Source organism: Streptomyces sp. A5-4 (assembly GCF_051131715.1).
Taxonomy (GTDB): Bacteria; Actinomycetota; Actinomycetes; order Streptomycetales; family Streptomycetaceae; genus Streptomyces.
Map to the genome: position 1 here is coordinate 8,241,666 of NZ_CP178591.1, position 22,758 is coordinate 8,264,423.

Annotated in this window: 18 protein-coding genes and 1 pseudogene; 12 read left to right on the forward strand and 7 right to left on the reverse strand. The window is 71.3% G+C overall.

Annotation, left to right across the window (positions count from 1 at the left end; genetic code table 11):
• Positions 1-122: 122 nt before the first annotated feature.
• Positions 123-1,112, reverse strand: coding sequence for a hypothetical protein (locus ACLLJJ_RS38545; protein WP_434599378.1), 990 nt, complete (start codon positions 1,110-1,112; stop codon positions 123-125).
• Between the two features lie 328 nt (positions 1,113-1,440).
• Here ACLLJJ_RS38545 and ACLLJJ_RS38550 point away from each other — a divergent pair, with 328 nt between their 5' ends.
• The 4 genes and pseudogenes from ACLLJJ_RS38550 (at position 1,441) to ACLLJJ_RS38565 (ending at position 5,942) form a co-directional block, all read left to right on the forward strand.
• Positions 1,441-2,874, forward strand: a complete 1,434-nt coding sequence (locus ACLLJJ_RS38550; RefSeq protein WP_434599379.1) for an FGGY family carbohydrate kinase — start codon at positions 1,441-1,443, stop codon at positions 2,872-2,874.
• Entirely contained in the window at positions 2,871-4,286 is a 1,416-nt protein-coding gene (locus tag ACLLJJ_RS38555) for an FAD-dependent oxidoreductase (protein ID WP_434599381.1), read from the forward strand. Before ACLLJJ_RS38550 ends, ACLLJJ_RS38555 begins: the two co-directional genes overlap by 4 nt.
• Positions 4,283-5,209: pseudogene (locus ACLLJJ_RS38560) on the forward strand (NAD(P)/FAD-dependent oxidoreductase); the annotation flags it as partial. The gene ACLLJJ_RS38555 and the pseudogene ACLLJJ_RS38560, both read left to right, overlap by 4 nt.
• Before the next feature lie 58 nt (positions 5,210-5,267).
• Positions 5,268-5,942, forward strand: a complete 675-nt coding sequence (locus ACLLJJ_RS38565) for an arylsulfatase (RefSeq protein WP_434599382.1) — start codon at positions 5,268-5,270, stop codon at positions 5,940-5,942.
• A 294-nt stretch (positions 5,943-6,236) separates the two neighbouring features.
• Here ACLLJJ_RS38565 and gndA read toward each other — a convergent pair whose 3' ends face one another.
• Positions 6,237-7,679, reverse strand: a complete 1,443-nt coding sequence (gndA, locus tag ACLLJJ_RS38570) for an NADP-dependent phosphogluconate dehydrogenase (RefSeq protein ID WP_434599383.1) — start codon at positions 7,677-7,679, stop codon at positions 6,237-6,239.
• A 382-nt stretch (positions 7,680-8,061) separates the two neighbouring features.
• Between gndA and ACLLJJ_RS38575 the strand changes: the two genes are divergently transcribed.
• The 6 genes from ACLLJJ_RS38575 (at position 8,062) to ACLLJJ_RS38600 (ending at position 14,074) form a co-directional block, all read left to right on the forward strand.
• Positions 8,062-8,823 (forward strand): DeoR/GlpR family DNA-binding transcription regulator, encoded by a 762-nt coding sequence (locus tag ACLLJJ_RS38575; protein WP_434599385.1) that lies wholly within the window; start codon positions 8,062-8,064, stop codon positions 8,821-8,823.
• 89 nt (positions 8,824-8,912) lie between these two features.
• Positions 8,913-10,280, forward strand: a complete 1,368-nt coding sequence (locus tag ACLLJJ_RS38580; protein WP_434599387.1) for an ABC transporter substrate-binding protein — start codon at positions 8,913-8,915, stop codon at positions 10,278-10,280.
• Entirely contained in the window at positions 10,277-11,260 is a 984-nt protein-coding gene (locus ACLLJJ_RS38585; protein WP_434599388.1) for a carbohydrate ABC transporter permease, read from the forward strand. Before ACLLJJ_RS38580 ends, ACLLJJ_RS38585 begins: the two co-directional genes overlap by 4 nt.
• A complete protein-coding gene (locus tag ACLLJJ_RS38590) occupies positions 11,257-12,141 on the forward strand; it encodes a carbohydrate ABC transporter permease (RefSeq protein ID WP_434599389.1) in 885 nt (294 codons plus the stop codon). The genes ACLLJJ_RS38585 and ACLLJJ_RS38590 overlap by 4 nt, the downstream gene beginning before the upstream one ends.
• Positions 12,138-13,127 carry a zinc-dependent alcohol dehydrogenase family protein gene (locus ACLLJJ_RS38595; protein ID WP_434599390.1) on the forward strand — a complete coding sequence of 330 codons (990 nt, stop codon included), beginning with the start codon at positions 12,138-12,140 and terminating at the stop codon, positions 13,125-13,127. The genes ACLLJJ_RS38590 and ACLLJJ_RS38595 overlap by 4 nt, the downstream gene beginning before the upstream one ends.
• Positions 13,124-14,074, forward strand: coding sequence for a PfkB family carbohydrate kinase (locus tag ACLLJJ_RS38600; RefSeq protein ID WP_434599391.1), 951 nt, complete (start codon positions 13,124-13,126; stop codon positions 14,072-14,074). Before ACLLJJ_RS38595 ends, ACLLJJ_RS38600 begins: the two co-directional genes overlap by 4 nt.
• Positions 14,075-14,176: 102 nt before the next feature.
• Here the strand turns inward: ACLLJJ_RS38600 and ACLLJJ_RS38605 are convergent, their stop codons facing one another.
• From ACLLJJ_RS38605 to ACLLJJ_RS38620, 4 genes are read right to left on the reverse strand one after another with little or no spacing between them, the layout of a single operon-like run.
• On the reverse strand, positions 14,177-15,529 hold the full coding sequence (locus ACLLJJ_RS38605) for a GH1 family beta-glucosidase (protein WP_434599392.1): 1,353 nt from the start codon (positions 15,527-15,529) through the stop codon (positions 14,177-14,179).
• 20 nt (positions 15,530-15,549) lie between these two features.
• Complete coding sequence (locus ACLLJJ_RS38610; protein WP_434599393.1) at positions 15,550-16,404, reverse strand: carbohydrate ABC transporter permease; 855 nt, start codon at positions 16,402-16,404, stop codon at positions 15,550-15,552.
• Positions 16,397-17,401, reverse strand: coding sequence for a carbohydrate ABC transporter permease (locus ACLLJJ_RS38615; RefSeq protein ID WP_434599394.1), 1,005 nt, complete (start codon positions 17,399-17,401; stop codon positions 16,397-16,399). Before ACLLJJ_RS38615 ends, ACLLJJ_RS38610 begins: the two co-directional genes overlap by 8 nt.
• A 10-nt stretch (positions 17,402-17,411) precedes the next feature.
• The gene (locus tag ACLLJJ_RS38620; protein ID WP_434599395.1) at positions 17,412-18,719 is read right to left on the reverse strand and encodes an ABC transporter substrate-binding protein; all 1,308 of its coding nucleotides are present in this window, start codon (positions 18,717-18,719) and stop codon (positions 17,412-17,414) included.
• Positions 18,720-18,855: 136 nt separating this feature from the next.
• Between ACLLJJ_RS38620 and ACLLJJ_RS38625 the strand changes: the two genes are divergently transcribed.
• Both ACLLJJ_RS38625 and ACLLJJ_RS38630 read left to right on the forward strand, forming a co-directional pair.
• On the forward strand, positions 18,856-20,244 hold the full coding sequence (locus ACLLJJ_RS38625; RefSeq protein ID WP_434599397.1) for an ROK family protein: 1,389 nt from the start codon (positions 18,856-18,858) through the stop codon (positions 20,242-20,244).
• A 129-nt stretch (positions 20,245-20,373) separates the two neighbouring features.
• Positions 20,374-21,606 carry a transglycosylase family protein gene (locus tag ACLLJJ_RS38630; RefSeq protein WP_434599398.1) on the forward strand — a complete coding sequence of 411 codons (1,233 nt, stop codon included), beginning with the start codon at positions 20,374-20,376 and terminating at the stop codon, positions 21,604-21,606.
• On the opposite strand, the gene ACLLJJ_RS38635 is transcribed toward ACLLJJ_RS38630, so the two are convergent.
• Complete coding sequence (locus ACLLJJ_RS38635) at positions 21,576-22,631, reverse strand: DMT family transporter (RefSeq protein ID WP_434599399.1); 1,056 nt, start codon at positions 22,629-22,631, stop codon at positions 21,576-21,578. The two genes, ACLLJJ_RS38630 and ACLLJJ_RS38635, sit on opposite strands and share 31 nt — an antisense overlap.
• Positions 22,632-22,758: the final 127 nt, after the last annotated feature.

Here is a 22,758-nt window from a genome sequence, read left to right on the forward strand (position 1 = left end):
TCCGGGGGGAGAGGGGGACGTGTGGAGCGGACGGGGTGGAGTGGGCGGTGTGGAGGTGACTGAGTGGAACGGACAGAGTGAAGCGGACAGGGGAATGCGCGGGTCATTCGAAGAGCGGGAGATTACGGGGGAGAGGACGAGGGGAGGCATCGGCCCCGGGCGCGGAGGAACACCTCTTCGGCCAGTGACGCGTCACCGGGACCACGGGTGCGGTACGCCCAGGGCAAGGTGGTGTAGAACGGCCCCAGCGCGTCGAACACCCTGGCCGCGTCGTCGAACTGCTGCGCGCCCCACAGGGCGTGCGCCAGATAGTTGAGATCCAGCAGGGACCGGTCGGCCGACGCGGAATGGTCGAACCAGATGTGCAGGGCCCGCCGGGCGTCCCGGGTGGCGTCCTCCGTCACCCAGTGCAGGTCCAGTGCCTTCTCGTGGCCGCGCTCACGGCGATAGCGCTCCACGCGGACATACAGCGGAAGCGCCTGGAGCGCCGACCCCTCGGGCGCGGCGGAAGCAGCCCACTGGACGAAGTTGACGCCCTCGGACAGCGGCCCCTCGGGCTGGCGCGCGTAGATGAACTGGAGCATCCGGTGGTACGCCTCGCGGTTGCACGGGTCGCGCTTGTCGGCCTCGGCCAGCAGACCCCACGGCCCGGGGGAGAGCATCGGGCCAGGCGGGGGCATCCGGTGGTCGTCCCACCGCTGCCGCTCGTCGAGCTGGGCCAGCGCCAGCAGACACACCCAGGGCACCGGGTCCGCGGGCGACGCGCTGGAGGCCATCTGGCATGCCTCCCAGGCGGCCCGCCACAGCTCCTGCGTACGCCGGTGTCCCTCACGGTGGGCCCGCACGGCGCGCTCCACCACCACCCGGGTGTGCATCACCGTCGCGGCGACACTGTGCGGCTCCTCGTTGCGCCAGGCCTGTACGGCGTCGGACCCGGCGGCCACCGCCGCCAGTACCTGGGTGCGCTGGGTCCACAGGCCCCAGCCGGGGGTCGCCGCCAGCAGGTCGCGCATGGAGACCCAGCGGCCGGTACGCAGCTCCTGGACTGCGACACGCAGGGCGCTGTCGTGGCCCGCCGGATGGTAGACGGGGCGGAACTCATCGTGGGACATGGGTCATTCCCGCCGCCGCGCGGCCGGACGCGGCGATTGCTGTGGTCGTCATGGGTCCTCTGGGACCGTGGGGGTGGGGCGGGCGTGCCCTGGTCAGTGGCATCCCGAACTATTCGTTGGCGTACCGCTGTTACTCGGCGGACAGTGTAGATCGAACAACAGGCCTGAGTTCCACTTCCCTCGATCTTTCTCAACCCGTGATTACCGCAACGTGCTTGACCTCAATTCAATTCGACCGGCGCAAAAGGGACGGCTCTTGACGCCCGCCCCGACCTGCCCCACGCTTTCGATCAAGGATCCGGGCGCCGAGCGAGGAACGGGGTGGGCGATGACAGGCCCAGTGCTTGCCGTCGACCAGGGCACATCGGGCACCAAGGCCCTGGTCGTCTGCCCGGACCGGGGAGTGATCGGCTCCGGCTTCGCGCCGGTGCGCCCCCGCTTCACCGCCGGCGGCCGGGTGGAGGTCGACCCGGCCGCCCTGCTCTCCTCGGTGGTCGACGCCGGACGCCGGGCGATCCGGGAAGCCGGGGAGCCGGTGGCCGCTCTCGGTCTCGCCAACCAGGGCGAGACGGTGCTCGCCTGGGACCCCGTCACCGGCACACCGCTGACCGACGCCATCGTGTGGCAGGACCGGCGCGCCGAAGGACTCTGCGCGGAACTCGCGGCCCACGACGAGCAACTGCGGGAATTGACCGGGCTGCCCAATGACCCCTATTTCGCCGCGCCCAAGATGGCCTGGATACGCCGCCATCTGACCCGCGAAGGCGTCGTCACCACCACCGACGCATGGCTCGTCCACCGGCTGACCGGCGAATTCGTCACGGACGCGGCGACGGCGGGACGTACTCAGCTCCTGGACCTCGACGCTGTCGACTGGTCGCCGCGCGCCCTGGACATCTTCGGCCTCGGCGACGAGCGCCTGCCGCGCATCGTCGATGCCGCGGGGCCGGTGGGCAGCACGGACGCGTTCGGCCCCCGGCTGCCGCTGACCGGGCTGCTCGTCGACCAGCAGGCCGCCCTGCTCGCCCAGGGCGCCACCGAACCCGGCGCCGCCAAATGCACCTACGGCACCGGCGCCTTCCTCCTCGCCCAGACAGGCACCAGCCCGCGGCGCAGCACCACCGGCCTCGTCAGCTGCGTCGCCTGGCGGATCGCCGGGCGCACCAACTACTGCCTCGACGGGCAGGTCTACACCGCCGCGTCCGCCGTCCGCTGGCTCACCGAACTCGGGGTGATCGGCGGCGCCGAGGACCTCGACCCGGTCGGCTCCGCGGTGCCCGACTCCGGGGGAGTGACCTTCGTACCCGCGCTCGCCGGACTCGCCGCGCCCTGGTGGCGCAGCGACCTGCGCGGCTCGGTGACCGGGCTCGGCCTGGACACCACCGCCGGGCATCTGGTGCGCGCGCTGTGCGAGGGCATCGCCGCCCAGGTCGTCGAGCTCGCCGACGCGGTCGCCGCCGACTTCGGCGCGCCGCTCACCGTCCTGCGGGTGGACGGCGGCCTGACCCGCTCGGCCCTGCTCATGCAGACCCAGGCCGACCTGCTGCAACTGCCCGTGGAAGTGTCCGCACTGCCCGATGCCACGGCGCTGGGAGTGGGCGCCGTCGCCCGCCTCGGCCTCGACCCCGGCCTCACCCTGAGCGGCGTGATACCGGCCTGGAAGCCGGCGGCCGTCTACGAGCCGCGCATCCCGGCGGCGCGGGCCGCCGAGCAACTCGGGCGTTTCCGTACGGCGGTCGCCGGGCTGTTGGCAGCGCGATGAGCGTCACCACCCGCGGCAGCGTGCCGTCCGATGTGTACGACGTCACGGTCGTCGGGGCCGGGGTGGTCGGCGCCGCCATCGCCCGCGAACTGGCCCGTCACCGGCTGCGGATCGCTCTCGTGGACGCCTCCGACGACGTGGGCAACGGCTCGTCGAAAGCCAACACGGCAATCCTGCACACCGGTTTCGACGCCGTGCCCGACTCCCTGGAGGCGCGGCTGGTACGCGAGGGCAGCAGCCGGCTCGCCGCGTACGCCGCCGAGGCGGGCATCCCCGTGGAGCGGATCGGCGCCCTGCTCGTCGCCTGGGACCAGGAACAGCTCGCCACCCTGCCCCGGCTGGCCGAGAAAGCCGAACGCAACGGCTGCCATGACACCCGGATCATCGGACCCAACGAACTGCGCACCCGCGAACCGCACTTGGGACCCGGCGCGCTCGGCGCACTCGAAGTGCCCGGCGAGAGCATCATCTGCCCCTGGACGACCACGCTCGCGTACGCCACCCAGGCCGTCCGCGCCGGCGTGGACCTGCATCTGAACTGCCGGGTGGAGGCCGTCGACTGCCGGGTGCGGGACGCAGCCCACGGAGTCACGCACGAGCTCACCACCGGCCGCGGCCCGCTGCGCACCCGTCATCTGGTCAACGCGGCGGGGCTGTACGCCGACGAGATCGACCGGATGCTCGGCCACCGCGACTTCACCGTGACGCCGCGCCGCGGCCAGCTCATGGTCTTCGACAAGCTCGCCCGCGACCTGGTCCGGCACATCCTGCTGCCGGTGCCCACCGCACTCGGCAAGGGCGTGCTGGTGACACCGACCGTGTACGGCAATGTGCTGCTCGGCCCCACCGCCGAGGACCTGGACGACAAGTCGGCCACCCGGTCGACGGCCGAAGGGCTGGCTCTGCTGCGGGACAAGGGCCGCCGGATCCTGCCCGGTCTCCTCGACGAGGAGGTCACCGCGGTGTACGCCGGACTGCGCGCGGCGACCGAGCACGAGGACTACCGGATCCGCGCCCACCCCCAGCAGCGGTACATCACGGTGGGCGGCATCCGCTCCACCGGCCTGACCGCCTCAATGGCCATCGGCGGGTACGTCGCCGAGTTGCTCGAAGCCGCCGGTCTGGACCTCGGCGCCGCGCACGAGCCCGAGCCCGTACGCATGCCGAATCTCGGTGAGGCCTTCCCCCGCCCCTACCAGCGCGGCGAACTCATCGCCGCCGACCCCGAGTACGGCACACTCGTCTGCCACTGCGAGCGGGTCTCCCGGGGCGAGATACGCGACGCCCTCACCAGTACCGTCCCGGCCCGCTCGCTCGACGGTCTGCGGCGCCGGACGCGGGCCCGGGGCGGCCGGTGCCAGGGCTTCTACTGCGGCGCGACGGTGCGGGCACTCTTCGAGGCCGGACAGTGAGCCGCGCGCCGCGTACGGTCGACGTCCTCGTCGTCGGTGCGGGACCCGCCGGTCTCGCCGCGGGCGCCCGCCTGGCCGCCCGGGGCGCGGGCACGGTCGAGATCATCGAGCGCGAACAGCGGGCCGGTGGCATCCCCCGGCACTGCCACCACAACGGCTTCCCGATGACCGGCCCCGAATTCGCACGGCGCGCCGTCAACGCGGCACGCCACGCCGGGGCTTCGGTGCGGGCGGGCGTCACCGTCACCGGCTGGGCGGGGCCACTCACCGTGGACATCACCGGCCCGGCCGGTCTGGAACGCGTCACCGCCCGCGCGATCGTCCTCGCCACCGGCGCCCGCGAACGCCCGCGCAGCGCCCGCCTCGTGCCGGGCACCCGGCCCGCGGGCGTCCTCACCGCCGGCGAGCTCCAGCAGACCGTCCACCTCCACCATCAGCGGGTCGGCGCGCGCGCCGTCGTCGTCGGCGCTCTGCCCATCGGCCTGGAGGCGGTACGCACCCTGCGCCGCGCCGGGGTCGCCGTCGCCGCGCTGGTCGGCGACGAGCCGGACGGCCGACAGCGCCGGGCCCGCGGGCTCGGCGTGCCCGTGCTCACCGGCGTCACCGTGACCGAGCTGTTCGGCCGGGGCCGGCTGACCGGGGTGGGGCTGCGCCGCGGCGACGGCAGCACCTTCACCGTCGGCTGCGACACCGTCGTCTTCACCGGCGAACGGATCCCCGACCACGAGCTGGCCAGGCGCGGCGCGATCAGCCTCGACCCCGCCACCGGGGGCCCCGCCGTCGACGCGGCGTTCCGCACCGGCCGCCCGGGGGTGTTCGCCGTCGGCAGCCTGCTGCACGGCGTCGAAGCGGCCACCACCGCGGCCCGGCAGGGCCGATCCGTCGCCGCGCCGGTGCTGCGCCACCTGACCGGCGGAAAGTGGCGGACCTGACGCGACGGCGGGCGCCACGGCCCCGGCGCCGGGCTCTAGCATCGCGGGCATGCTTACGCTGCTGCACACCTCGCCGGTCCACGTCCCGGTCTTCGACGCGCTCGGGGCCCGGCATCACCCCGGCCTGGAACTGCGCCATCTGGTGCACGAGGACCTGCTGGCCAAGGCCCGCTCGGACGGTCCCGCGGCCATGGACTCCGCGCTCGGCGCGGTGCTCACCGAGGCGGTCGCGGACGGTGCCACGGCCGTGCTGTGCACCTGCTCGACCATCGGCGGCGCGGCCCAGGCGCACACCGCGCGGCTCGGTGTGCCCGTGCTGCGCGTGGACCGCCCGATGGCCGCGGCGGCCGTCGCGGCGGCGCCGGAGCGCGGCACCGTCCGGATCGCGGTGGTCGTGGCGCTCTTCAGCACCCTGGCGCCGACCACCGACCTGATCAGGGAGGAGGCGGCAGCGGCCGGGCGGCGGGTGGACATCCGTACCGTGTCCGCCGAGGGCGCGTGGGAGCGCTTCGAGGACGGCGACCGGGACGGCTATCTGGACATCGTGGCCCGGACCGTCGACGGGATCACCGGGGCCGATGCGGTGGTCCTGGCCCAGGCCTCGATGGCGGACGCGGCCGACCGCACGGGCACGGTCCTGCCCGTGCTCTCCAGCCCCGCCCCCGGGCTGCGCGCCGCCGCGGCTGCCGCGCAGGGCGCCGAAAGATCCGCCGAGGACGTGTGACCCCGCCGGGCGGGGGCAGCCGGACGGGGAGAAAGTGGGTCTTGACCCGTACCACGATCGTCAGGAGGTCAGCTGTGACCCAGCCTTACCCCGACCCCGTACCGCCGTCCCCGACCCCGACACCGGGCCCGCCCGGACCGGAGCCCGGCCCGTTGCCCGGACCGCCCCCCGGCCCGCCGTCGCCCGTCCCGCCGGGACCGGCCCCCGACCCGATTCCGCAACCGCCGGGGCCCGACCCCGTACCGGGCCCGGAGCCTGCTCCGGGCCCGCTGTCGGGCAGCTGACCGGCTCGGATCAGCCGGTGTTCACCTCGGAGCGGTCGCCGCCCCACAGGGTGTGGAACGAGCCCTCGCGGTCGGTGCGCCGGTAGGTGTGCGCCCCGAAGAAGTCACGCTGGCCCTGGGTCAGGGCCGCGGGCAGCCGCTCCGCGCGCAGCGCGTCGTAGTACGCGAGCGCGGCCGAGAAGCCGGGCGTGGGCACGCCCTGCTGCGCGGCGGCTGCCACCACGGCGCGCCAGTCGTCCTGGGCCGCACCGATCTCGTCGGTGAACCCCTTGTCGGAGAGCAGGCTCGGCAGCTCGGGCTGGGCGTCGTACGCGGCCCTGATCCGGTCCAGGAACGCCGCGCGGATGATGCAGCCCGCGCGCCAGAGCGCGGCCACCGCGCCGAGGTCGATGTTCCAGTCGTACTTCTCGCTGCCCGCCCGGACCTGGTGGAAGCCCTGCGTGTACGACACGATCTTCGACGCGTAGAGCGCCTGCTCCACCCGGTCGGCGAAGGCCGCGGCCTCGGCCTCACCGAGCGGCACGGACGTCGGTCCCGGCAGGTCGCGCGAAGCCTTGCGCAGGTCCGTGTGGCCGGACAGCGAGCGGGCGAAGACCGCCTCCGCGATGCCCGAGACGGGCACACCGAGGTCGAGCGCGATCTGCACGGTCCAGCGCCCCGTGCCCTTCTGCTCGGCCTCGTCGGCGACGATGTCGACAAAGGGCTTTCCGGTGGCCGCGTCCTGGTGGGCGAGCACCTCCGCGGTGATCTCGATCAGATACGAGTCGAGCCGCCCGGTGTTCCAGGAGCGGAAGGTCTCGGCGATCTTCTCGGGGCTGTAGCCCGCGACGGTACGCAGCAGGTCGTACGCCTCGGCGATCAGCTGCATGTCGGCGTACTCGATGCCGTTGTGCACCATCTTCACGAAGTGGCCCGCGCCGTCAGGGCCGATGTGGGCGACACACGGCGTGCCGTCCTTCGCCTTCGCGGCGATCTTCTCCAGCAGCGGCCCGAGGGACTTGTAGGACTCCGCCGACCCGCCCGGCATGATGCTGGGCCCGTGCAGAGCGCCCTCCTCGCCGCCCGAGACACCCGTACCGACGAAGTGGATACCGCGCTCGCGCAGCTCCTTCTCGCGGCGCCGGGTGTCCTCGAAGTGCGCGTTGCCGCCGTCGATGATGACGTCGCCGGGCTCAAGCAGCTCGGCGAACTCCTGGATCACGGCATCGGTCGGCTCACCGGCCTTGACCATGACGACCAGCCGGCGGGGGCGCTCCAGCGAGGCGACGAAGTCCGCCGCGCTGTCGGCGGGGACGAAGATGCCCTCCTCGCCGAATTCCTTCACGAGGTCGTGCGTCTTGGCGGCCGTGCGGTTGTGCAGCGCGACCGTGAGGCCGTTGCGGGCGAAGTTGCGCGCGAGATTGCGGCCCATTACCGCGAGCCCCGTGACACCGATCTGGGCTGTACCAGTCATTCCTGTGCTCCTGGATTCCGTCGGGTACGTAAAGAATCAGACGTAAGAATCAGTATGGATACGGACCGGGTGGTCCCGCCGTTCAGGGATCATCAAGCCATACGGGCAGCCCCTGATTCCCGCGTTGCGCGGAACCGGTCGCACCGCATCGGGCAGCAAACGGGCCCGCGCCCGCGCCCAAACGGGCAGTGCCACCTGTGGCACCCCGCGGGTCCGCCCGGCTGACCAGCGGCGACGATGATTGCGAAACGGGCAGGAACGGGCACAGTACGACTTGCGAAGACGCTGGTCGCAGCGGGTCGCCTGCTTGTACAAACGACGCATGGGCCCGAACGGACGCCGGGTCGCAGCAGCGGGCAGCGGAAACAGGGAAGTGTGTGTCGTGGACACCGACGAACGCCGACGAGCCATCCTCGAAATCGCCAGACGTGACGGGTCCGTCGACGTCACTCCGCTGGCGGCGGAACTGCGGGTGGCGAAGGAGACGGTCCGTCGCGATCTGCGCGCCCTGGAGGAGCACGGCCTGGTAAGGCGCACCCACGGCGGCGCCTACCCGGTGGAGAGCGCCGGATTCGAGACGACGCTCGCAGCCCGTACCACCCGTCTGGTGCCGCAGAAGTCCCGGATCGGTGCTGCCGCCGCCGATCTGCTCGGCGACGCCGAGACCGTGTTCGTCGACGAGGGCTTCACCCCGCAGCTCGTGGCCGAGGCGCTGCCGCGCGACCGGCCGCTGACCGTGGTGACCGCCTCGCTCGCCGTGGCCACGGCGCTGGCCGACGCCGAGAAGATCGGAGTCCTGCTGCTCGGCGGCCGGCTGCGCGGCTCCACCATGGCCACCGTCGACCACTGGGCGACCAGAATGCTCGCCGACTTCGTCATCGACCTGGCGTACATCGGCGCGAACGGCATCTCCCGGGAGTACGGCCTGACCACCCCCGATCCGGCCGTCGGAGAAGTCAAGGCACAGGCCATGCGCAGCGCGCGACGGCGGGTCTTCGCCGGCATCCACACCAAGTTCGGCGCGGTGAGCTTCTGCCGCTTCGCCGAGGTCGGTGACTTCGAGGCGATCGTCACCGACGCCGGGCTGCCCTCGGCGGAGGCGCAGCGCTACTCACTGCTCGGTCCGCAGGTCATCCGCGTCTGAGCCCACGCACCAACCGCACCGCACCATCAGCCCATTGACCCCCGCGCGAAGGGCAAATCCGCCATGCCTACGACCTCTCAGGAGAACCCATGCCCCTGAAGCAACGACAACGTCGCTTCCGCGCGCGTGTCGGCGCGGGCACAGCCGTCACCGCGGCGATGGCGCTCATCACCGGGTGCGCCGGAGCCGGCGGCACCTCCTTCGGCGGGGGTGACGCACTGAACGTCCTCATGGTGAACAACCCGCAGATGGTCGAGTTGCAGAAGCTCACCGCCGAGCACTTCACCAAGGACACCGGCATCAAGGTCAACTTCACCGTGCTGCCGGAGAACGACGTACGCGACAAGATCAGCCAGGACTTCTCCAACCAGGCGGGCCAGTACGACGTGGCCACCATCAGCAACTTCGAAGTGCCGTTCTTCGCCAAGAACGGCTGGCTGCGCGAGCTCGACGGATACGCCGCCAAGGACACCGCCTTCGACCAGAGCGACATCCTCAAACCCCTGCGGGACTCCCTGACCGCCGAGGACGGCAAGCTCTACGCCGAGCCGTTCTACGGCGAGTCCTCCTTCCTGATGTACCGCAAGGACGTCTTCGCCGAGAAGGGACTGAAGATGCCTCCGAAACCCACCTGGCAGCAGGTCGCCGAGCTCGCGGCCGAGGCGGACGGCGCCGAGAGCGGCATGAAGGGCATCTGCCTTCGCGGCCTGCCCGGTTGGGGCGAGGTGATAGCGCCCCTCACCACCGTCGTCAACACCATGGGCGGCACCTGGTTCACCGAGGACTGGCAACCGCGGCTCACCTCAACGGAGTTCAGGAAAGCCACCAAGTTCTACGTCGATCTCGTACGTGAGCACGGCGAGGCCGGCGCACCCCAGGCCGGATACGCCGAGTGCCTCAACAACATGACGCAGGGCAAATCCGCCATGTGGTACGACGCCACGGCCGGCGCCGGCTCGCTGGAGGCCGCCGGATCACCGGTGAAGGGCAGGATCGGGTACGTACCGGCGCCCGTGGACAGGACCAAGAGCTCCGGCTGGCTCTACACCTGGGCCTGGGGCATGCAGAAGGCCTCCAAGAAGAACGACAAGGCCTGGGAGTTCATCTCCTGGGCGTCCGGCAAGGAGTACGAGACGCTGGCCGGGCAGAAGGCGGGCTGGGCCAACGTGCCGGCCGGCAAACGAGCCTCGACCTACGCCAACCCCGAGTACCGCAAGGCCGCTTCGGCGTTCGCCGAGGTGACCCACCAGGCGATTTCGAGCGCCGACCCGCGCAACCCGGGCACCCAGCCGCGCCCCACGGCCGGCATCCAGTTCGTCGGAGTGCCCGAGTTCACCGACCTCGGGACCAAGGTCGCACAGGAGATCAGCGAGGCCATCGCGGGACGCCAGTCGGTCGACAAGGCCCTCGCCGCCTCCCAGAAGCTGGCCGAGAAGGTCGCCGAGGAGTACCGATGAGCGCCCCCGTCGGTACGCCGCCGCAGTCGCCCGCGGCCACCGCGCCCGCCACCGAGCCGGGCAGGGCGGGCCGCGCACGGTCCGGCCGGGCCCACGCCTGGGCCACCAGGGCCCCCCTCATGCCCGCCCTGGTCTTCCTGATCGTCGTCACCCAACTGCCCTTCGTGGCAACGCTGGTGATCTCCCTCTTCGACTGGAACTCGCTCGACCCCGACGACCGCGCCTTCGCCGGCCTGTCCAACTACCAGGCCGTCGCGACCGACGGGGCGCTGCGCGAATCGGTGCTCACTACCGTGCTGCTCACCGTGACCGTGGTGATCGTCAGCGTGCTGGCGGGCCTGCTGCTCGCCCTGCTGCTCGACCGGACCTTCTTCGGCCGGGGCTTCGTACGCACCCTGCTCATCACGCCCTTCCTGATCGTGCCGGTCTCGGCCGCGCTGCTGTGGAAGCACGCGCTCTACAACCCGGAGTACGGGCTGCTCAACGGGGCCTGGTCCTGGGTGGCCGGGCTGTTCGGCGACTCCTCACCGGCCCAGCCGGAATGGACGTCACAGATGCCGCTCGCCGCCGTCGAGATCGCCCTCGTCTGGCAGTGGACGCCGTTCATGATGCTGATCCTGCTCGCCGGACTGCAGAGCAGGCCCGTCGACATGATGGAGGCGGCCCGGCTGGACGGCGCGAGCCCCTGGCAGATCTTCCGATACCTGACGCTGCCGCACCTGCGCCGCTACCTCGAACTGGGCGTCCTGCTCGGCTCCGTGTACATCGTGCAGAACTTCGACGCGGTGTTCACCATCACCTCGGGCGGACTCGGCACCGCGAACCTCCCTTACACCATCTACCAGACCTTCTACCAGGCCCACGAGTACGGGCTGGCGTCAGCCGCGGGAGTCGTCGTCGTGCTCGGCACGATCGTGATCGCCACCTTCGCGCTGCGCGTCGTCTCGTCGCTCTTCAACGAGGAGGCGAACCGCGCATGACCGCTCCGGCCGCCCCACCCGCACCCACCGCATCCTCCACGTCCCCCGCTCCGGCCGTCCGCCGCGCCAAGTGGCGCTCCGGCGGACTCGGCCTGCTCGCCTGGGTGGCAGGCATCGGCTTCTGCCTGCCGGCGCTGTGGATGCTGCTCACCTCGCTGCACTCGGAGTCCGACGCGGCCACCAACCCGCCGTCGGTCCTCGCGCCACTGACACTCGACGGCTACCGCGAGTTCTTCAGCGCCGGGGCCAGCCCCTGGCCGCCGCTGATCAACTCCGTCACCGCCAGCCTGTTCTCCACGCTCTTCGTGCTGGTCCTGGCGCTGCCGGCGGCGTACGCCCTGTCCATCAGGCGGGTCCGCAAGTGGACCGACGTGATGTTCTTCTTCCTGTCCACCAAGATGCTCCCGGTCGTCGCGGGCCTGCTGCCCGTGTACCTGTTCGCCAAGAACGTGGGGATGCTGGACAACGTCTGGCTGCTCGTCATCCTCTACACCTCGATGAACCTGCCGATCGCCGTGTGGATGATGCAGTCGTTCCTCGCGGACGTGCCCGTCTCCATCATCGAGGCCGCCCAGGTCGACGGTGCGCGGCTGCCGACGATCCTCTTCCGGGTGGTGGCGCCCATCGCGGCACCCGGCATCGCGGCCACCGCGCTGATCTGCTTCATCTTCAGCTGGAACGAACTGCTCTTCGCCCGGGTCCTCACCGGGGTGGTCGCCCAGACCGCCCCCGTCTTCCTGACGGGCTTCGTCACCAGCCAGGGCCTCTTCCTCGCCCAGCTGTGCGCCGCGTCCGTCGTCGTATCCCTGCCGGTGCTCGCCGCCGGCTTCGCCGCCCAGGACAAACTGGTCCAGGGCCTCTCTCTTGGAGCTGTGAAATGAGGGCAGCGATCGTCGAAGCCCCCGGCAAGGTGTCCGTCACGACCGTCCCGGACCCGACACCGGGCCCCCGCGACGTAGTCGTGTCCGTCGCGTCCTGCGGGCTGTGCGGGACCGATCTGCACATTCTGCAGGGCGAGTTCGCACCGAGTCTGCCCCTCGTCCCGGGCCACGAGTTCGCCGGCGAGATCGTCGGCATCGGGGCGGACGTGACCGAACTGGCCGTCGGTGACCGGGTCGCCGTCGACCCATCCCTGCACTGTCACGAATGCCGCTACTGCCGCTCCGGGCGCGGCAACCTCTGCGACCGGTGGGCCGCCATCGGCGTCACCGTGCAGGGCGGCGCCGCGGAGTTCGCCGTCGCGCCGGTCGCCAACTGCGTGAAACTGCCCGAGCACGTCGATGTCAGGGACGCGGCCCTCATCGAGCCGCTGTCCTGCGCGGTGCGCGGCTACGACGTCCTGCGCGGCAACCTCGGCGCCGAAGTGCTGATCTACGGCTCGGGAACAATGGGCCTGATGATGCTGGAGCTGGCCAAACGGACCGGCGCGGCAGGCGTCGACATCCTCGACATCAACCCGGACCGACTGGCCACCGCCGACCTGCTCGGCTGCTCACGGTCCGCCTCCGCCGCCGACGAGCTGGACCGGCCGCACGGCTGGGACGTCGTCATCGACGCGACGGGCAACGCGGGCGCCATCCAGGACGGCATCGGCCGCGTCGCCAAGGGCGGCACCTTCCTGCAGTTCGGTGTCGCGGACTACGCCACCACGGCGGTCATCGAGCCGTACAGGATCTACAACCAGGAAATCACCATCACCGGATCCATGGCGGTCCTGCACAGCTTCGAGCGGGCCGCCGCGCTGTTCGCCGCCGGAGTTCTCGACCCGTCGGTCTTCATCAGCGACCGACTGCCGCTGGAGCAGTACCCGCAGGCCATCGACCGGTTCAAGGCGGGCCGGGGCCGCAAGATCGTGGTGCAGCCGTGACCATCGGCCCCGACGCCGTCCTGGTGATGGGCGAGGCGCTCATCGACCTCGTCCCGGCGCCGGGCCCCGGAGAGAGCGCGGACACGACGGACCTGCGGCGTGCCCAGCCCGGCGGGGCGCCGGCCAATGTGGCCGTCGCACTGGCCCGGCTCGGTACCGCGGTCTCCTTCGCCGGCGCGCTCGGCGGGGACGGTTTCGCGCGGACCATCGAGGCGCGGCTGGAGTCGGCCGGTGTCGGCCTGGCCCTCACGGCGCACTCCGCGCGGCCCACGGCGCTGGCGGTGGCCGACCCGGGCAAGGACAGCACCGGCTACCACTTCCACCTCCAGGACACCGCCACCTTCCGGCTGCCCGAACGTACGGCGGAGGTGTCCCGCTTCGGAGCGGTGTACGTCGGCGGGCTCGCCGCCGTCGTGCCGCCGGCTGCCGAGGCCGTCGCGGCGACCGCCCGCGCGGCGGCCGGACGCACCCTGCTGGTGGTGGACCCCAACGTGCGCCGCGACCGCACACTCGGTCCCGATCACGGCCACGCCCGGCTGCGGGAACTGTGCGCCCTGGCCCATGTCGTCAAGGCCAGCGACGAGGATCTGGCCGGGCTCTGGCCGGGCACCGACCCGGACACCACCTGCCGGAGACTGGCCGCCGAGGGCCGCCTGGTGGTGCTGACCCGCGGTGCGCGCGGCAGTACGGCGTACCCGGCGTCAGGGCCGCCGCTCTCCGTGTCCGCCGCGCCGGTCGAGGTCGTCAACACGATCGGCGCCGGGGACGCCTTCACGGCGGCGGTGCTCAGCCGGCTCACGGAGCTGGGCGCGCACCGGGCCGACGCGGCGGCGGCACTCGCGCCCGAGCAGGTCCGGGAGATGCTCACCTTCGCCGCCCGGGTCGCGGCCTCGGTGTGCGGGCACGCCGGTACGGAGCCCTCGCTGCGACTGGGTGCCCAGGGCTGACCCGGCGCCCGGCACGGACGAGTGGACCGGCTCGATCGTCGAGCCGGTCCACCCGTCTTCGCCCCGGCAGGAGCAGCCAGGAGCAGCCAGGACTCGGCAGGCTCAGGCCGCCTTGCGCGTCGCGCGCGCCGAGGAGCGGATGAGGTCCGCGTAACGGTGCCCGCTGCCCTTGATGGTGCGGCGCTGGGTCTCGTAGTCGACATGGATCAGGCCGAAGCGCTTGTCGTAGCCGTACGCCCACTCGAAGTTGTCGAGGAGCGACCAGGCGAAGTAACCGGCGAGCGGCGCACCCTTGCCCGCGGCCCGCGCGCACGCGGCCAGGTGCTCCTCCAGATAGCGGGCGCGGTCGGGGTCGTCGACGGTGCCGTCGGGCTTGACGACGTCCGGGTAGGCGGACCCGTTCTCCGTGACGTAGATGCTCCGCGCCCCGTAGTCGTCCGTCAGGCGCAGCAGGAGCTGCTCCAGGCCGTCGGCGCACACCTCCCAGTCCATGGCGGTGCGCCGGCCGGGTGTTTGTACCTGCTTGGCGTGCGGCAGCGGGCCGTCCGGGTCGTCGGTGACCACATTGCGGAAGTAGTAGTTGAGGCCGAGCCAGTCGAGCGGTGCGGCGATGGTCTCCAGGTCGCCGGGGCGCTCGGGGAGGTCCACACCGTACAGATCCAGCATGTCCTGCGGGTAGCCGCGGCCGTGGATCGGGTCGAGCCACCAGCGGTTGGTGTGCCCGTCGGCGCGCACGGCCGCGGTCCGGTCGGCGTCGCTGTCGGTGGCGGGCTCGCAGGGGCTGAGGTTGTTGACGATGCCGACGCGTGCGCCGGGCACGGCGGCCCGGATCGCCTGCGTCGCCAGGCCGTGGCCCAGGTGCAGGTGGTACGAGGCGTTGACGGCGGCCGTCAGGTCGGTCAGGCCGGGGGCCATCCTGCCTTCGAGGTGACCGATCCACGCGGAGCACAGCGGCTCGTTGAGGGTCGCCCAGTCGCGCACCCGGTCGCCGAGCCGGTCGGCCACCACGGCGGCGTATGCGGCGAAGTGCTCGGCGGTCTCCCTGACCGGCCAGCCGCCGCGGTCCTGCGAGGCCTGCGGCAGGTCCCAGTGGTACAGGGTGGGGAAGGGGGTGATGCCCGCTTCGAGGAGGCCGTCGACCAGGCGGTCGTAGAAGCCGAGACCGGCCTCGTTCACCTGCCCGCTGCCGCCCGGCACGACGCGTGGCCAGGCGATCGAGAAGCGGTACGCGTCGACACCCAGCTGCTTCATCAGCGCGATGTCCTCGCGCCAGCGGTGGTAGTGGTCGCAGGCGATGTCGCCGTGGTCGCCGTTGTCGATGGCTCCGGGGGCGCGGGAGAAGGTGTCCCAGATGGACGGCGAGCGGCCGTCCTCCGACACCGCGCCCTCGATCTGGTAGGCCGAAGTGGCCACACCCCAGGTGAAGTTGGCGGGCAGGGCATTGAGGTCGTTCACGGACTGCCTTTCTGGCACGGCTACTTGACGGCGCCGGCGGTGAGACCGGCGACGAGGTAGCGCTGGAGGAGGAGGAACCCGACGACGACCGGGACGCTGACGACGAGCGAGGCGGCCATGATCTGGTTCCAGTAGACGTCGTTCTGGGTGGAGTAGCCCTGGAGCCCCACGGCGAGGGTTCGGGTGGCTTCGTTCGTCATCACGGAGGCGAAGAGCACTTCGCCCCAGGCCGTCATGAACGCGTACACCGCCACGGCGACGATGCCGGGGACCGCGGCGGGCACGACGACCCGGAAGAGCGCGCCGAGCGGGCCGCAGCCGTCGACCATGGCCGCCTCGTCCAACTCCCGTGGGATGGAGTCGAAGTACCCGATGAGCATCCAGATCGAGAACGGCAACGAGAAGGTGAGATACGCGAGGATCAGGCCGCCGCGCGATCCGTAGAGCGCGACCCCCGTCGCGTTCCCGATGTTGACGTAGATCAGGAAGAGCGGGAGCAGGAAGAGGATGCCCGGGAACATCTGGGTGGAGAGCACGGTGACGGTGAACAGGCGCTTGCCGCGGAAGCGGTAGCGGCTCACCGCGTACGCCGCGAAGATCGCGATGATCACCGAGCAGACCGTCGCCGAACCCGCCACGATCAGCGAGTTGAGGAAGTAGCGGGCGAGCGGGACGGTCTCCCAGATGTCGAAGTACGGACGGATCGTGAACCCGCTGGGTATCCAGCGGAACTTGCCCGAGACGTCCTCCAGCGGCTTGAGCGAGCTGCTGAGCATGACGTAGACGGGCAGCAGGGCGAACACGGCGATCACGGTGAGCACGACGCGCCGGGTCCAGACGAAGGAGGCCGGGGGCGCGGTGGGGGACTTAGACATCGGCGCTCTTCCTCCCGCGCGAAGTGAAGAACAGGTACACGGCGGTCACCAGCAGCAGGAAGAGCAGCAGCAGGACGGACATCGCCGCTCCGCTGCCGAAGTTCCAGGTGGCGAACGACGACTGGTAGATGTGGATGGAGACCAGGTCCGCGGCTTCGGGCGCCGACTTGCCGAACAGCACGAACGGCGTGTTGAAGTCGTTGAAGGTCCACAGGAACAGCACCAGGACCAGCACCTGGTTGATGGGCGCCAGCGAGGGCAGGGTGATCCGCCGGATCTGCTGCCAGATCCCGGCGCCGTCGATCGACGCGGCCTCGTAGAGCTCGCGCGGAATGTTCTGGAGCCCGGCCATGATCATGAGGAACGCGAACGGCCAGGTCTTCCAGATGGCGACGACGGCCAGCGCGATGAAGCTGTTGTCGCCGATCAGCCAGAAGGACGGGCTGTCGGTGAGGCCCAGCTGGTCGTGGATGACGTGGTTGATCAGCCCGTTGTCCCGCTGGAACATGAACGCCCAGGTGATGATGCCGGCGTAGGCGGGCAGGGCGTACGGGATGAGGAAGACGGTCCGCAGGATGCCCCGGCCGCGGAAGTTCTCCTGCATCAAAATGGCCGCCGCCGTGCCCAGCAGCCAGGAGAATCCGACGGCGATCACGGTGAACAGGCAGGTGACCCAGAACGAGTGCAGCAGGGCCTCGCCGATCGGCGCGTTGACGTCCACGACGATGTCGTAGTTGCGCAGACCGGCCCAGGGGGCTTCGTTCCAGTTGGCGATGAAGAACTGCGTGAGCTCGCGGAAGCTCATCACCCCGCCCATGAACATGGGCACGATGTGGATGAGCAGTTCCAGTACGAGCGCGGGGAGCAGCAGCAGATAGGGCAGGCCGCCGCGGCGGAGCCGGTCGGGGATGCGCGGGATCCGTCGCCGCGCACCCCCGGGTCCTTGGAGTATCTCGCCGGCCGGTGGCGCCTCGGAGGGAGTCACAGTGACAGTCATCGGTACTGCCTCACTGCTGCATCTGCTGCTGGGCCTTGGTCAGGCTCCCCTTGACGGCGGACTCGGTGATCTCCTTGCCGGCCGCCGCGTCCGCGAACAGCTCCTTGATCGCGGTGCCGACCGCCGTCTCGAACTGCGACTCCTCGGGCACCTGAGGGAGCGGCGCGGCGCTGTTGCTCAGGGTGTCGCGCAGCACCTTGATGTCGGGTGCGGAGAACGCCGGGTCCTCCTGGGCGGCCTTGACGGGCGGAACCGCGCCGAAGGACTTGTTGAGAATCGCCTGTTCCTCGTCGCTGGTCATGAACTTCACGAACTTCAGGGCGCCTTCGGTGTTCTTGGTGTTCTTGAAGACGGCCATGTTGATGCCCGCGACCATGGAGTTGATGTTCTTGCCGGTGCCGGGGGTGCCGGCCGGTACAGGGACCGGGGCGACGCCCCAGTCCTCCGGCTTCATGCCCTGGGCGGCGAAGGTGGTCGCCGCGGCCTGCCACAGGACCATGGCGGTCTTGCCCTTGGCGAAGTCGCTGAGCGACTGGTTCTGGGCGTACTCGGCGTTGCCCGGCGCGATGATCTTGTCCTTGGCCATGAGGTCGACGTACTGCTTCACGGCGGCGACCGCGCCGGCGGAGGTGAACGTCGGCTTGCCGGCCGCGTCGAAGAAGTCGGCCCCGTGCTGCTTGCCGAGGACGAACGCCTGGTGGATGTTGTTGGAGAGGTTCGCGCCCTCGGCCCCCAGCGCCCACTTGCCGCCCTTGGAGATCTTCTGGCCGGTGGTGACCATCTCGTCCCAGGTGGCCGGCGGCTTCTCGACGCCCGCGTCCTTGAACATCTTCTTGTTGTAGTAGAGCGCGTACGACAGCGAGTACAGCGGCACCGCCGCGGGGTCCTGGTCCTTGTTGCCGGTGGAGCCGACCGCGGCCTCGACGAACCGGTCGCGGCCACCGATCGCGTCGAAGTTCTTCTGGTTCCAGGGCAGCAGGGCGCCGGTCGCCTGGAGCGAGGAGGACCAGGTGTTGCCGATGTTGAGGATGTCGGGGCCCTGGCCGGACGTGGTGGCGGCGAGAATGCGGTTGAGCAGGTCGGACCAGGGGATGACCTCCAGCTTGACCTTGATGCCGGTCTGCTTCTCGAACTTCTTGAGTTCGGGTGTGAGGATCTTCTTGTCGGCCTCGATGCTGGGGCCCTGGTTGGACGCCCAGTACGTGAGGGTCTTGGGCGAGGTGTTACCGCCACCCGCCTCCGTGCCGCCGCCACAACCGGTGACGAAGGCGAGGGCGGTGACGGTGGTGAGTGCTGCTGCGGCTCTGGCTCTGCTCATGTTCGGGGCCCCTTCCCGGGGGGAGGCTGCGTTCAATGGTCGAACGGCCTGTCTTAATTTAGAGCGTGATTTAAGTAGTGAAAGAAGGGCGCGTCAAGGCCTTGGACAGCGGTATGTTGCTGGGGGAAGGAGCCACATGGCTGAGCGGAACAGACGGACAGTGCGTGACCTGCGGCGGGGCAATCGCTCCGCGGTGTTGCAACGGTTGTATTTCGAAGGGCCTTCGAGCCGACAGGAGCTGGGCTCCGGCACCGGGCTGAGTTCGGGGTCCATCAGCAACGTCGTCTCGGAACTCGCGGCGGACGGGCTCCTCGAAGAGGCAGGCACCGTCGACTCCGACGGCGGGCGACCGCGCACGCTGCTGCGGGTCGCCCCCGCCAGCGGGTATCTCATCGGCATCGACGTCGGTGAGACCAGGGTCAGGACCGAGCTCTTCGACCTTTCGTTCACCGAGCTGGCCCGCTCCGAGCGCCCCCTGGGACGGCACGGCTACGACGTCGAACGCATCGTCGACCACATCCGCCACGCCGTGGCCGACGTCCTGCGTGACTCGCAGGTCCCGGTCGAAGGACTCCTCGGCGTCGGCATCGGCGTCCCCGGCATCGTCGTCGGCGGCGCCGTGGACGGGTCGGCGGGCGGCGTGACGAGCGGCGCCGCGGGTGCCGACGCGGGCGGCGCCGGTGGTGCGGTCGTGCACGGTCAGACCATCGGCTGGGACGCCGTGCCGCTGGAGGCCCTGCTACGCGAAGCGGCCGGGCTGCCCGCCGAGGTGCCGTTCTTCATCGACAACGGCGCCAAGACGCTGGGCCAGGCCGAAATGTGGTTCGGCGGCGGACGCGGGGCGCGCGACGCCGTCATCGCTCTGATCGGCTCCGGTGTGGGCGCCTGCGTCGTGGTGAACGGCGCGCTGTACGGCGGTGCGCACAGCAGCGCCGTCGAGTGGGGGCACACCACGCTGCGGGTCGGCGGTCGCCGCTGCCGCTGCGGGTCCGTGGGCTGTTTGGAGGCGTACGCGGGGGCGCAGGCGCTGCGTGAGCGCTGGCTGGAAGAGGGCGGGCCGCTGTCGGAGGGGGCCGATGAGGAGACCGCGCTGGCCGCCCTGCTGCTGGCGGCGCATCCCGGTGACGGCGGTCCGCCGGCCGACCCCGCCGCCGTTCAACTCTTGGACGAGACGGCCGAGTTCCTCGGGGCGGGCATCGCCGACCTGGTGAACCTCTTCCACCCCGAACGCATCCTCCTCGGCGGCTGGGCCGGTCTGATGCTCGGCCCCGCGCTGCTGCCCGCCGTACGCGGATACGCGGCCCAGTACGCCCTGCGCTACCCCGCCGAACGGACCGTCATCGAGCTGGGCAGACTCGGCCCCGACGCGGTGACCGTGGGGGCGGCCACGCTCCCGCTGGCCGACTTCTTCGCACGTGGCGGACGCCGCAGACAGCAGTTGCCCGACCAAGCGCGGCCGGGCCAGGCGGCGTTGGTTGCGGAGGGCGAGTGGCGCGCGTACGGAGTGGGCCGAAGCTCGGGCTGACTCCCGTACCACCGGCGTGAGTTCGACGCTCACGGAGGCCATACCGCCCTCGGCCCTTGTCATGGCCTGTGCGGGCCCGTACTTTTGCCGATTGCGACGTGTCCGAAGCGTAAGTGGGGGATTCGAGTCATGGCCTCATCCGGTCGTCACCGGCGGTACCAGCCCAGCCGCATCAACCGTGCCTCGCTGACGGTCACCGCCGGAGGAGCCGGAATGGCTCTCCCGCTGGTCGCCACCGGGTCGGCCGGCGCCGCCTCCGTGGACGTCTGGGAGAAGGTCGCGGCCTGCGAGTCGACCAGCAACTGGGACATCAACTCGGGCAACGGCTATTACGGCGGCCTGCAGTTCAAGCAGTCGACCTGGCAGGCGTACGGCGGCACGGCCCACGCCCCGCGCGCCGACCTGGCCACCAAGGGCCAGCAGATCTCCGTCGCCGAGAAGGTGCTCAAGGGGCAGGGACCGACCGCCTGGCCGCTGTGCTCGGTGCGGGCGGGCCTCACCCGCGGCGGCGACGCCCCCGACATCGCCACCGGGCCGAAGGCCGCGCCGCCCAGGACCCAGACCAAGAAGGTCTCGGCCCCGGCGCCCGCCAAGCCCGTCCGGGCCAAGGCTGCTCCGGCCAAGCCCGCGACCCCGTCCGCCAAGGGGGCGTACACCGTCGCCGGTGGCGACACGCTCTCCACCATCGCGGACACCGAGCGCGTCAAGGGCGGCTGGCAGCGGCTGTACGAGGCCAACCGTCAAGTCGTCGGCGACGACCCCGACTTCATCCTCCCCGGCCAGCGACTGGCCCTCGACGGCGCCCAGAAGCGCGCCGCCAGGGACAGGTCTGCCGAAGCCGGGCACGCCTCGGCCACCGCACCGGCCAAGAAGGCCCCGGCGGCGCGGAAGACCGAGAAGACGGCGCCGAAGGCGCAGCAGAAGGCACCGCGGAAAACACCGAGCGCGCCGAAGACCTCCGGGCTCTTCGCCCCGGTGGAAGCCGGGCCCAGCACCCCCTACCGCGCCGCCGGCGCCTCCTGGGCCAAGGGCTACCACACGGGCGTCGACTTCCCGGTCGGCACCGGCACCGCCGTGAAGTCCGTCGCCGCGGGCCGCGTCGTCTCGGCGGGCTGGGGCGGATCGTACGGCTACCAGGTCGTCGTGCAGCACAACGACGGCAAGTACAGCCAGTACGCGCACCTTTCGGCACTCACCGTCCGCGAGGGCCAGAAGGTCGGTGGCGGGCAGCGCATCGGCCGCTCCGGATCCACCGGCAACAGCACAGGGCCGCACCTGCACTTCGAGATGCGCAGCGGCCCCGGCTACGGATCGGACATCGACCCGCTGGCCTACCTCAGGGCGGGTGGCGTCGCCGTCTGATCCCGGGCGCGGGTCTCCTCCGGCGGGTGCGGGCGACGACGGCGCTGCTCCAGCACGGGGCTCGGCTGCGCGCGGGGCACCGAAGGCTGCCGGGTCGCCCGCGCCTCGCTCACCGACCGCGCGGGGATCCGCCGCACGGACGCCGACGGCCGGGGCGGCTGCGACGGCACCGCGGGCAGCCGCGGCCTCTCCGTGTGCGCGCCGAGCCGCTCTGTCGTCAGCAGGATCAGCCCGCCGGCCGCGACGGCTCCGCAGCCCAGTGCCAGGACGGTGCCCGGCACGCCGTAGCGGAAGTGCTCGCCGAAGAGCGTGATGCCGACGGCCGCGGCCACCACCGGGTTGATCACGGTGACCGCGGCCAGCGGGGCGGCCAGTCCGGCACCCCGGTAGGAGGCCTGCGAGAGCAGCAGTCCCGCCGTCGCGAGCGCGGCGATGACCAGCAGGCTCGGCAGCTGTCCGGTCAGTGGCACGGAGGATGTCCAGTCCACGGCGACGGTCTTGGTGAACACCGAGGCGATACCGAAGGCGGCGCCGGCCGCCGTGGCCAGCAGGATGCTGCGCACGGCCGTACGGTGCACACGCTGGGCGACCGTGAACAGCACCGCCACCGCGCCGAGGACCGCCAGTGCCACCGCCAGCCGCTCGCCGCCACCCAGCGACCGGGCGTCGGCCGTGCCGGTCAGCGACAGCAGCCCGGCGAGCCCGGCCGATGCCATGATCGCGCCCCGCCAGGCGGTGGCGCCCGCCCTGCGACGTACGAACACCGCGGCCATCGGCAGCGCGAAGACTATGGTCAGCGCACCGAGCGGCTGGACCAGGCTCAGCGGCCCGTACGCCAGCGCCCCGACGTGCAGCAGCGCACCGACTCCGTTGAGCGCCACGGCGGCCCACCACCCGCCGTGGCGCAGCGGGGCGTACGGCCGGTGCGGAGCGGCGGAGGCGACGCGTTCCTGCACGATGGCCCCGGCCGCGTACGCGACCGCGGAGACCAGCGCCAGCAGCACGGACAGGGCGAGTGCACTCATGTACTCCACGATGTCTCTTCGAAGGCTCCGCGTCGTCGTCCCTGAGCAGGCATGGGGACGTACTGCTGACGTAGTACGCGAGTACGCCCAAGGTCCTACTCCCGGGGGTCGCCCGGGGCGCCGGGCG